Here is an 11746-nt window from a genome sequence, read left to right on the forward strand (position 1 = left end):
AAGCGCAATTCTCCATCGACTAAGTCAAACTTTTCTTTCTGTCTTAATGTGTTAAAGTTTATAAAAACGAACTAATTAATGCTATTCTTATTGCTAGAAATAAACATGAAATTAAAGGGTATAATTTATTAAGAAACTTGGCGTTATGTCAAAATATCAGCAATGAGATTGCTTTTTTGTTATTTTAGCAATGAAATAATAAGCGCCAATATTTGATGAATGAAACGGAAGATTTAAATTGAAAATATTAATTCCAGATGACTATCAAAAAGCCACCCTAACATTACAGTCTATTACAAAATTGATGAAATCACATGAAGTGCTAGTTATAAATGATTTAGCTAAAGAATGTGATTTAGAAGATAAGCTCAAAGAGATCGATATTCTTATCTTAATCAGAGAACGGACTAGTGTTGATAGAAATCTTCTCCTGAAACTGCCAAATTTAAAATTAATCTGCCAAACAGGCCCTATAGGTTCACATATTGATATAGAAGCGTGTAGAGACTTAGGCATTGAAATATTAGACGGTGGTGGAGATCCAACTTCTGCTGCTGAATTTGCGTGGCTCTTAATGATGTCTGCGCGTAGAAAACTCTATAAATCTGTGTCTGATATGCAAAAAGGACAATGGCAAACAACATTTGGCAACCAAATGAAAGGGGCTACTCTTGGAATATACGGGTTTGGTCGTATTGGTAAAATGGTTGCTCAATATGCTGAAGCTTTCGGCATGTCCATCTTGGTTTATGGAAGCGAGCGTGCAACGCAAGAAGCAAAAGATTTAGGTTATCATTTTACGCATTCAAAAGATGAATTTTTTACACGTCCTGACATTATATCCGTCCATTTACGTTTAAGCGATAAAACCAGAGAAATCATTCAATTAGATGATCTATTGCGCATGAAACCTCATGCTATTTTTGTTAACACAGCGCGTTCAGCTTTGGTTGAAAAAGGAGCGATAGAAAAAATACTAAGTTTGGAAAATTCAATTTACTTTGCACTGGATGTTTATGACAGCGAGCCAGTATATGAGAGCAAATTATTGCAATCAGATAGAGTTCTTTGCACACCGCATCTTGGCTATGTGACTGAAGAAAGCTTTGAGAATTATATTGAAAAAGCTTGCCAAAATATAGCGTCTTTTATGAAGAGCGCTGAATGCCGGCTGAGCCAATATTTGTAAAATTCATCTTATAATGCTAGCGTATCAAATTTGCACGACACATAACAGCTTATTTCCTTCAATTAAGCATATTCCTTAGTTTTTTAATACCAATCGTATTGACAGATTTTTATATCATCAGCGTAAAATCCCTAATTTATTGTTGCAGTCATTATTTAAAAAGGCCTCTTTATTGGAATACACTTTAATTGGAGGGGAGCGTCGTGCGCAATAATAAATTTATAGAAAAAAGTTATTATAGATGGATTGTATTGCTTGTTGCCACGATCTCTCAAACATCAGCCTGCTTCTTTGTTCAAGGGATTGGTTCTTTAGCTGAATTTTTTTAAGAAGGATTTCTCGTTTAGGGACTCTCAGATAGGTTTGCTGTCTTCAGCAGCGCAGTTCCTACCTATTATTGGGTTACTTGTAGCGGGTGAATTATTGGACAAGTTAACGAGCGTTATATTGTTGGCGTTGGCGCGGTCGGCGTTTCTCTCGCTCTTTTGTTTGGAGCAATCGCAAATAACTATATTTCCCTTTTGGTTTGTTTGCTCATTGTAGGGGGATTTTACAGTTCTGCTCAACCTGGTGCTGCTCAATCTGTTGCTTCATGGTTTCCACAATCACAGCATGGACTAGCAACGGAAATAAGGCAGGCAGGACTCCATTAGGTGGGGCCATTAGCTGGGATAGTTCTTCCTGCTAGTGCACTTGTCTATGGCGTACAAGGTGCGTTTTTGGTCGGTTCCATAGTTTCTTTTTTAGGTGGCTGTCTATTTATTATTTTTTATCACTCACCAGCAAAAGTTGTCGCTATCATTCCAGAAAGCAAGGCAAGAGTTTCGTTCTATGCAAATGTAAGATCTCGTCTTGCAATGTTGGCTGCGCCGCATATGAAGAATATTATTTTTTCAGGCGTTTCACTTGTGATCGTTCAATATGTTTTAACCATCTTTATAACGATTTATTTTTATAGAATCTATCACCTGTCTTTAGACAAAAGTATTTATTTTTTTGTTTCACAGGCTTCTGGTGCCTTAGGAAGAATTATTTTAGCAGCGTGGAGTGATCATTATAGAAAAGAACGATTTTTTCCTGTCTTGTTTTACATGATTGCAGTCGTTTTTGGGTTTTTAAACTTAATTTTGGGCATGAGTGGATCCATAATTTATTTAACTATTTTATCTGCTTGGTTCGTTTTTTTGGAATGGGATGGTATGGCCCTTGGGTTGCTTATATTGTAAACTCTTCGCCAAAAGAAAGCGTTGGCTTTTCTCTGGGTTTAGCCATGTCTGTCAATCAAATCGCAATGATTACTGCCCACCATTCTTTGGTAATCCAAGATTTTACCGATAGTTATTTACGAACATGGCTGATTTTAATTATTGTTTTTTCACTTTTCTTAATAAAAAAGTAGGGAAATATAATAGGGGAGGAAACTATAATGATCAATGAAAATACTTTTGAATTGAGCAATGTCGAAAGAGACAAACTTTAGGAGGCTTTAGACCATGTTATTTATGATCCATACGGTGGTATTGAATATTCGCTTGAGCTAAAAAAAATAGCATTTTCGCTGCTAGCCCATAAAGTATTGACAATTCTTATGAATCAAAAGGTGTCTATGATCCCTAGACCATATTTAATCTTTGAAAACCTTCCAATTGACAGACAAATTAAGACGTCACCTAATCCTTATAATTTAGATACGTCTTGTAAAAGTGGCTATATTAGCAAAAATTTAATGATGATGTTTTCTTTATTAATCGGAGAGCCTTATTCAATGAAGTTTGAAGGCGAACATATAGTCACTAACTAAGTATCCTTTAGAGGATAATAAAAAAGATTATACAGATTTAGAATCTGAAGTTGAGTTAGATTTTCATATAGAAAATGCTGCACTAAAATTTATAAGTGAGGAGGATTTGAAGAGCTTAAGGGATAATTATATATAATCAATGTTCCCTATAGATGGAAAAAATGAGATAACCTCTACAAGTAAAGTGCCCCTCGTTCAAGGAGATAATGAATTCCCAGATATCAGCGCTATTTTTTATCTCGGCATGTTAGAGCCCCAGTCAAAAAAAGCTAAGGAAGCTGTTATCTTTTAGAATTGATCTACAACCAAGAAGACTATTATACATTGATAACAGAATGGCTCTACACTCTAGAGATAAATTTTTTGGATCATTTGATCGTTATGAAAATCCAATGCGGTGGATTCAAAGAGTGTTTGATTTTCAATATTAATGTCCTGATAATGATATGACATTGAGTATTATTCTGGTTTAGACATATCGACGATACATCTCATCTGTACAGATTTCCCCCGCATAATCAGGTAAGGTTACGACCTGATTATAAACTATGGTGGCCTATTGAGTTTCTATGGCTGCATTTAATCTTTGTTATTTTTGCCCTTCCTTTCAAGCCGCTAGGGGAATTCGATCAAAACTTTGAAAGAAAGATTTGGGGTAATTTCATAATGCAAAACCAAAACATAGTGATAAACTTTTCTATTTTTTTCATAGGCATAACGGTTTGCATGGTTGCACCCTTCAAGCACGGTAGCTTTTTTCTTGCAAAAATGTATTATCTAAAAAATGCAACGAAATCGCTATTAATGTGAACAGATGAATTTTAAAAAAAACATCGCGTACAAACAAATTCAAACATAATTGGACACACAACTTATAACATTTTTTAGATGAACAAATAATAAGATACCCCATGTCTTTAAACAAAGAATGAAAATCATAAAATGAGCTCTCAGGATAATAGGAGCTCTCTACAAAGAAGAGACAGAGATGAAGACTCTAAAGACTTCATCATCACCATCCTTCACCGTTTTTCTAACATATTCATTTTATACAAGAATTTTTCCCTCAGAAGAAACAGCATTTGCAACAGCTTCCTCACTTGCCTCATCGGGTAATAACATCTCATTATGGGCACATCCCGATGGGATCATAGGAAAACAATTTTCTAAATGATAAACACGACAATCGAAAAGAACAGGCTTATCACAGTCAATCATATGCTGAATTTTATCATCAAGTTCATCGGGTTTTGAACAATAAATTCCCACCGCTCCATAAGCTTGTGCCAATTTCACAAAGTCAGGCATCGATTCCGTATAAGAATGAGAAAGACGATTACCATGCAGTAATTGCTGCCACTGACGAACCATTCCCATATACTGATTATTTAAAATAAAAATTTTCACAGGTGTGTCATGCTGAATAGCTGTTGCAAGTTCTTGAATGTTCATCTGAATAGAAGCATCACCAGAAATACATACAACAAGTGCATCAGGATGCGCTATTTGAACACCAATCGCGGCAGGCAGACCATACCCCATCGTTCCAAGACCACCAGAAGTCATCCAATGTTTTGGTTCATCAAAGTGATAATACTGCGCGGCCCACATCTGATGCTGTCCGACGTCCGTTGTAATATAAGCACGAGCATCTTTGGTCAAAGTATAAAGCCGTTCAAGAGCATATTGTGGCATGATAACATCTTTTTTTTCCATATATGCCAATGACTTGCGTGATCTCCAGCGATTAATTTGCAGCCACCATGTTTTACGACTTTCTTGATCAAACTTTAATTGATGCTCATGCAAATATTGCATTATATCTGCCAAAACATGTGCCACATCGCCAATAAGTGGCACTTCTGCTTTGACAATTTTATTGATTGAAGAAGGATCAATATCAATATGAATAATACGCGCATGAGGTGCAAATGCATCAAGGCGCCCCGTGATACGATCATCAAATCGTGCTCCAACAGCCAACATGACATCACAATCATGCATAGCCATATTCGCCTCATAGGTTCCATGCATTCCCAGCATTCCGAGCCAATTTTTTCCAGAAGCAGGATAAGCACCAAGTCCCATTAAGGTTGAAGTAATCGGAAAATCCCCCAATTGAACCAAATTACGCAAGAACTGTACAGCTTCCCCTCCCGATGAAATCACACCACCACCAGAATAAATAACAGGGCGTTTTGCCTCCATTAAAAGAGAAACAGCCGATTTGATAGCTTCACAATTATTCCCTTTATTCCCTTTCAGCGATGGAAAAGAATGTAATGTTTTCTGAACTTGAGGCGCTCTATAAAATCCTGAAGCAAATTGAACATCCTTAGGAATATCAATCAAAACCGGTCCTGGACGCCCAGATTGAGCAAGAGAGAAAGCTTCATGAATAATATCCGCAAGATCATTGACATTTTTAACCAGCCAATTGCCCTTCGTACAAGGTTTTGTAATTCCCACTGTATCTGCCTCTTGAAAAGCATTGGTTCCAATCAGCGTTGTCGCTACCTGACCAGAAAAACAAACAAGAGGGATCGAATCCATGAGTGCATCTTGCAAAGGTGTCACAGCATTCGTTGCTCCTGGACCAGAAGTCACAAGCATAACACCAACCTTTCCAGTACTGCGTGCATAGCCTTCCGCCGCATGCCCTGCAGCTTGTTCATGGCGTACCAAAATATGCTGGAGTGTATCTTGGTGATAAAGAACATCAAAAATAGGCAAAACAGCCCCACCAGGATAACCAAAAATATGTTTAACGCCTTGATCTATAAGAGCCTGAACGACTATTTCAGCTCCCGACATCATTTTTTCATCTGCACTCTCTTGCTGTCTTGGATCATTTCTCATTTTTCCCACTCACCTATTTGATAGGACAATAAAAAAGCCCCTAAAGGAGCCCATAAAAAAAGACCCCGAAGGAGCCTATTACACAACACATATTGTATGATCACCCCCACTATTCTAATGCATAAAATATATAAAAAAATTCCTTATAGAAGAATTTCTAATTCCATTGACACCATTCGTCAATAAAAAATTAATATTTTTTAAAAATTTCTTCTTAAAGCTCCAGATCTTTCATCAAGAAGTCAGTACCCATTCTTCATCAAATTGATGACGAAACCATGTCATTTGTCTTTTTGCATATCTCCTCGTTTGTGTTTTCACTGCTTCCAGAGCATTTTCAAAGCTTCTATGTCCATCCAAATAAGCCATGAATTCAGATACACCTATCGCTTTCATCGCAGGTAACGAAGGGGAAAGCATGAGTTTCTTCATGGCCACCACCTCTTCTAAAGCACCTCTTTCAACCATAGAGTCCAAGCGTTTATGAATGCGTTCATAAAGCAGAGAACGTGGAAGCATGAAAAGAATTTTTTCAGCACAATGAGGAGCAATGAGAGGTGTTGTTTTTTGCTTCTGCCACCAACTAAGCTTCTCACCGGTTGCATCGTAAACTTCCAAAGCACGAACAATACGCTGTCCATCTTGCGAAGAAATCTTTTCAGCAACAACAGCATCAATCTGTAACAACTGGCGATAAAGATTTTCAGCTCCCTCTTTATCAAGCAGCAAACGCCATTTCTGCCGCACAACATCTGGAACATGAGGAATTTGCGAAATCCCCTCCAAAAGAGCACGAAAATAAAGTCCTGTTCCACCAACAAAAATAACGGATCTCGACGTAAAAGTAACCAACAGCTTCTCAACATCACACAACCATTGTCCTACTGAATAATTCAAAGTAGGACTCACATGACCATAAAGATAATGGGGAACAATTGCGGTATCAGCCTCGGGAGGCCGTGCCGTTAAAATATTTAAAACGTTATAAACCTGCATTGAATCAGTATTAATAATGAGAGCATTTTTTTCTTGAGCCATTTGCAAAGCAAATTCTGATTTCCCACTTGCCGTGGGCCCTGCTATCAATGTAATCGTTCTCTGTGTCATAAATAGCACTTCCTACCAAGCAGCAGCTTATTGCAATATACATGACTGCCCGCAAAGCCCCTATATTTTCTCTCCATTATCATAAAGTAAAAACTTTGAACAAAAACACGAACAAGACTTCTCCTTCAAGATAAAGAAAACCCTTATGAAAATTATAAAAAAGAGAAAATGGGCTTAATAACAACATCAAAGGAATTTTCCAAGCATCTTTTGTTATCATACTTCAATAACAAACCATAGCCATAATCATTATTGTCTATTAGACCATTAAAACAGCCCTTTATCTTCGTGTACGAAAATAATACTAAGCTAAACCTACACAATCAAACAGATTTATTTTTTTCCTATAAATACAACATACTGCTCTGGCTTATAATAAAATAACTTTCTTCTTCACACTTTCTTTTTTATCACTATTTTTTTCATTCATTATAAAGAAAGATGTCAATATATCGATAAGCGATTGTTTCTCATACGATTTTTATATGGAATGACTTTTTTCAAACTGAAGAGAAAAACTCCTCTACAGTACAAAAAGTACAATCACACAGCACTGAAAATCTCTTTCACATAAAACATTATTTATAACCGTTGAACATTTTGCATTCTGCATGCAAGCCCCCAATATCATAAGACTTACGCATTTTTCTCCCTCTCTCATAAGGCGTTATATCAACACCATTCACCTGCACAACTCCAAAGATATAAAAACCACCTTAAGAAACGGCAAATATCCCCCCTATAACATTTTAAAGAAAAGGCTTTTCCAATATTGAAAATCGGCACATACTACTGTCCAACCTGCACTTTTATTCAGCTGCAAAAATAAAGCCGTCCAATGGATTTTATGTTATACAATCCATACTCTTCATCATGAAATGGGCTTTTAAAAATAGTAGATACTCCATGAGTAAGTAACCTAAATACCCATATATTAAGGCTAATAAAAAACTCATTTTTAAACATCAATCCATTGGGATCGTTACAAACCGTAGCTCTCCATCTGGACGCGCCACGATGAATAGAGCATTTTTGCGCCCAGCTTCACGTAATTTATGAAGACGTTTTTTAGCTTCATCAATTGTTGTGACAGCACTCTGATTGATATCAACAATCACTTCACCCACGCGAATACGCTTTTTATCCGCGGCACTATTTTGTGCAACAGATGTCACCACGAGTCCTCGAAGTTTATCTGAAATTGAATAACGATGACGCAAATCCTCTGTCAATTCAGATAACGTCATTCCCATCAATTGCATTGTCACGCCTTTCGGCAAATCATTATTCGTTTTATCATCAACTTCTTCTTCTGCATCTTCATTGGCATCGGTCTCAATCAAACGTCCAAGCTTAACTTTTACTGTTTTCTCTTGCCCATTCCGTAAAATAGTAACATCCACAACTCTTCCTTCTGAACTCTCCGCGACTAAACGCGGCAAATCACGTGCATGCTTAATTTTGGAATTCCCAAAAGAAAGAATAACATCTCCAGTTTGCAATTGGCTATTATCGACATTATTTTCTTCTGTTTGTTCTATTTTACCAGCCACCAACGCTCCTACAGCATTGTCTAGTTTTAAACTTTTTGCAATATCCTCTGTTACCGGCTGAATACGAATAGCCAACCAACCACGTCTTATTTCTCCAAAATCACGCAATTGATTAATAACAGAAAGTGCCATATCCGACGGAATAGCAAACCCAATACCAATAGACCCTCCAGAAGGGGAAACAATTGCTGTATTAATGCCAATGACTTCACCATTTCTATCAAATAACGGACCTCCAGAATTGCCTCGATTAATCGCTGCATCCGTTTGAATAAAATTATCATAGGGACCAGCATTAAGATCACGGTTACGTGCAGAAATAATCCCAACCGTCACACTCCCACCAAAACCATAAGGATTACCAATAGCCATAACCCAGTCACCAATACGTGCTTTTTCTGAGTCACCAAAACGCACAGCTTTTAATTTTTTACTTCCCGCATCCACTTGAAGCAACGCCAAGTCCGTTTTGCTATCCTTTCCAAGGAGCTTTGCCTTTAGTTTTGTCCCATCGGTAAAATTAACTTCAATATCATCAGCATCAACGATAACATGATAATTTGTAACAATAATCCCTTTTTGCGCATCAATTACAAAACCAGACCCCAAAGAACGAACCTTTTGAAATTGACTATTTTTTTCCCCCTCTTTAGGGGTAAAAAAATCATTAAAATATTCCTCCAGCAATGAATCTTTGGGAATAACGGGTATCGAAGTATTTTCATCCTGTTCTGTTCCTTCAACGGTCTGTGCCGTAGAAATATTCACAACTGTCTCCAAAAGCTCAGAAGCTAAATCTGGAACAGAAAGCAATGTCTTATTTGTCTCTGCCCCCCAAGACAAACTTGCTGATCCTGATAAAAACAAAATCACACAAACAACAAACCTTGTGATAAAAGACTTTAAAAACTCACTTTTACTCACGACACTTCTACCCATGACATGCCTTTAAACCAAAGCCGCAAAGAGCCTTATTCAATATTTATTACGCAAAATATGCAAAATCAGTATGGCTTAACATTCTCTTACATCCATCATAAAAACAAGCAACGATAGAGCATACTTTTCATACGCGTATCCTCCACACATTGTTTCATCCTATTCTCCACTGGACTTTGAATCAGTTTTATTCAAACTAGGACTCATTGTTGATGAAAGTCTTTTCTTTGCTTGCGAAGAATTTCGAAAATAAAAAAAGAAATCCTCATTTGGTGAAATCACCATCGGAGTTTTCTCTAAATTCTTATACTGTTCCATCGCTAACCAAAAATCATAAAAAGATGGATTAGCTTCTCGTGCATTTAATAAAATGCGAATACTTTCAGCCTGTCCTTCACCGCGCGTAATTTCAGCATCACGCTTTGCAGCAGCCACAATTTCTTCATATTCACGATTTGCTTCTGCTACAATACGATCTCGCTCTTGTTGACCTCGAGCCCGAATATTTTCGGCAGCTGCTTCCCGTTCTGCTGCCATTTGTCGGTAAACATCTTCTGAAACAGCATCTGTTAAATCGGTTTTTCGAATACGCACATCAACAATCCTAATACCCAGTGAACCTGCATCTATAGAAAATTGCTTTTGGACCTCAGCCATCATTGCTCCTCGTTCATCCGATAAGGCTGCTTTAAATTCTCGCTTACCATAAACAGCCCGCAAAGCGTCAATAAAGCGTGGTGCAAGATTTTCACGTGCAGCAATTTGCGGGCGCCCTGAAGCAATCCGCTGTAAAAACAATTTAGGATCTGTAATACGATAAATAAAGAACGCATCCACTTCGTAATAAGCGCCCCCACGAACTTGCACAGATTGCGTAGGAACATCGTAACGCAACAACCGATTATCCACCACAATCATCTTATCCAAAAAGGGCATTTTAAAATAAATTCCAGGATTAGACTCTACCTTAACGATTTGTCCAAAACGCTTAATGGCGACTTGTTGACGAGGATAAACAATAAAAAATGACATCCCCAAAACAACTAAAAGAATCATTATAGTACTAAAAACAAACAAAAAACGAGACTGCTGCATTATTAACGTCCTCCAGAAGTCTGATAATCCAAGAGCGATGTGGAACGTGCTGATTTTATTTTTGCTTTTTCTGATAAATTATTACGCAGCAATTCATTCAAAGGAAGATAAGGCACCGCAGGAGAATTAATTTGATCAAGCACCAATTTATTTGGTGAAGAAAAAATACGCCCCATCGTCTCCATATAAAGACGGTAACGCGCCGCTTCTGGCGAAATTGCAGCCTCACGGGCTATGGCTTGGAAACGTTCAGCACGCCCCGTTGCCTCTTCAACCATTTGTGCTTTTTCACCTTTTGCGATTTCCCGTGTACGGGAAGCTTCACCATTTGCTAAACCAATCTTCGTAAAACGCACACGATTTCCTTCTTCAATCATTCGTCCCCGTTCCTGCTCTGCCTGCTGAACAGAATTAAACGCCGCAGCAACTTTGGTAGGAGGAGCTGCTTCACTGATCGATACACGACTTATCTCGACCCCGAGTTGATACTTATCTACAGTCAACTGAGTAATCTTTCTCACATCATTAGCAACTTCTTCTTTTTTATCGCGTAAAACATCATCAACAGGTCTTGAACCAATGACCTCTCGCATTGCACTTTCAGCAACCTGACGAACAGTTCCTTCTTGATCATTTACATTGAATAAAAACTGTCCTGGCTGTGAAATGCGATAGTAAACAGAAAAATTGACATTCACAATGTTTTGATCACTCGACAGCATCAAACCTTCACTTTGTTGTCTCTGTCCAGGCTGCCCACCAATTGCAATTGTTTTTTCCGTTAAAGGCACTTTCATATAAGTCTCAATTGGCCAAAAATGAAAATGCAAACCATCACCGATAATTCCTTCCTTAGGCACACCGAAACGCAATTCTACCGCTTGCTCATTTTGTTGGACAATATAAAGTGACTTGTAAAGGAAAAAACACACAGCAAGCAGAAGGAACAAAATAAAAGCTCCTCCTCGATTAAATTGTTTAAACTGATCCTGTCCTTTACGCAAAATATCATCAAGATTGGGACCACTTCCGCCACCATTATTGCCACCAGAACCAAAAAGATTCTTAGCGGATATTTTTTTGTCACCATTGTTCTTGTTTTTATCGCCACTCCAAGGGCCACCACCATTTTGATTTGTCCAGGGCATTATCACCTCTTTAACTGACTACCATTCATTCAAATACCGACCCTACACTTAAAGC

8 protein-coding genes are annotated in these 11746 nt (G+C 37.7%); 3 read left to right on the forward strand and 5 right to left on the reverse strand.

Annotated features, from left to right (window positions below; genetic code table 11):
- The first annotated feature begins 238 nt into the window (after positions 1 to 238).
- The 3 genes from CER18_RS01900 to CER18_RS10355 all read left to right on the forward strand — a co-directional run bounded on the left by CER18_RS01900 (position 239) and on the right by CER18_RS10355 (position 2415).
- On the forward strand, positions 239 to 1189 hold the full coding sequence (locus tag CER18_RS01900; RefSeq protein ID WP_100128425.1) for a D-2-hydroxyacid dehydrogenase family protein: 951 nt from the start codon (positions 239 to 241) through the stop codon (positions 1187 to 1189).
- Between the two features lie 485 nt (positions 1190 to 1674).
- Positions 1675 to 1842: a hypothetical protein gene (locus CER18_RS10660; RefSeq protein ID WP_246787100.1), complete on the forward strand. Its 168-nt coding sequence runs from the start codon at positions 1675 to 1677 to the stop codon at positions 1840 to 1842.
- Positions 1843 to 2415 (forward strand): hypothetical protein, encoded by a 573-nt coding sequence (locus CER18_RS10355; protein WP_245410029.1) that lies wholly within the window; start codon positions 1843 to 1845, stop codon positions 2413 to 2415.
- A 1622-nt stretch (positions 2416 to 4037) separates the two neighbouring features.
- Here the strand turns inward: CER18_RS10355 and CER18_RS01915 are convergent.
- The 5 genes from CER18_RS01915 to hflK form a co-directional block, all read right to left on the reverse strand.
- Entirely contained in the window at positions 4038 to 5849 is a 1812-nt protein-coding gene (locus tag CER18_RS01915) for an acetolactate synthase 3 large subunit (RefSeq protein WP_100128504.1), read from the reverse strand.
- A gap of 234 nt (positions 5850 to 6083) precedes the next feature.
- The gene (miaA, locus tag CER18_RS01920) at positions 6084 to 6956 is read right to left on the reverse strand and encodes a tRNA (adenosine(37)-N6)-dimethylallyltransferase MiaA (protein ID WP_100128426.1); all 873 of its coding nucleotides are present in this window, start codon (positions 6954 to 6956) and stop codon (positions 6084 to 6086) included.
- A 965-nt stretch (positions 6957 to 7921) separates the two neighbouring features.
- The gene (locus CER18_RS01925; RefSeq protein ID WP_100128427.1) at positions 7922 to 9448 is read right to left on the reverse strand and encodes a Do family serine endopeptidase; all 1527 of its coding nucleotides are present in this window, start codon (positions 9446 to 9448) and stop codon (positions 7922 to 7924) included.
- A gap of 159 nt (positions 9449 to 9607) precedes the next feature.
- Entirely contained in the window at positions 9608 to 10543 is a 936-nt protein-coding gene (gene hflC, locus CER18_RS01930; RefSeq protein WP_100128428.1) for a protease modulator HflC, read from the reverse strand.
- A gap of 2 nt (positions 10544 to 10545) precedes the next feature.
- Entirely contained in the window at positions 10546 to 11691 is a 1146-nt protein-coding gene (gene hflK, locus CER18_RS01935) for an FtsH protease activity modulator HflK (protein ID WP_100128429.1), read from the reverse strand.
- Between the last annotated feature and the right edge of the window lie 55 nt (positions 11692 to 11746).

Source organism: Bartonella tribocorum, from assembly GCF_002777915.1.
Taxonomy (GTDB): domain Bacteria; phylum Pseudomonadota; class Alphaproteobacteria; order Rhizobiales; family Rhizobiaceae; genus Bartonella; species Bartonella tribocorum_A.

What these genes read in the sequence shown, in the direction of transcription:
- CER18_RS01915 (WP_100128504.1), bottom strand. Translation starts at nt 5,849, where the DNA reads ATGAGAAATGATCCAAGACAGCAAGAGAGTGCAGATGAAAAAATGATG.
- miaA (WP_100128426.1), bottom strand. Translation starts at nt 6,956, where the DNA reads ATGACACAGAGAACGATTACATTGATAGCAGGGCCCACGGCAAGTGGG.
- CER18_RS01925 (WP_100128427.1), bottom strand. Translation starts at nt 9,448, where the DNA reads ATGGGTAGAAGTGTCGTGAGTAAAAGTGAGTTTTTAAAGTCTTTTATC.
- hflC (WP_100128428.1), bottom strand. Translation starts at nt 10,543, where the DNA reads ATGCAGCAGTCTCGTTTTTTGTTTGTTTTTAGTACTATAATGATTCTT.
- hflK (WP_100128429.1), bottom strand. Translation starts at nt 11,691, where the DNA reads ATGCCCTGGACAAATCAAAATGGTGGTGGCCCTTGGAGTGGCGATAAA.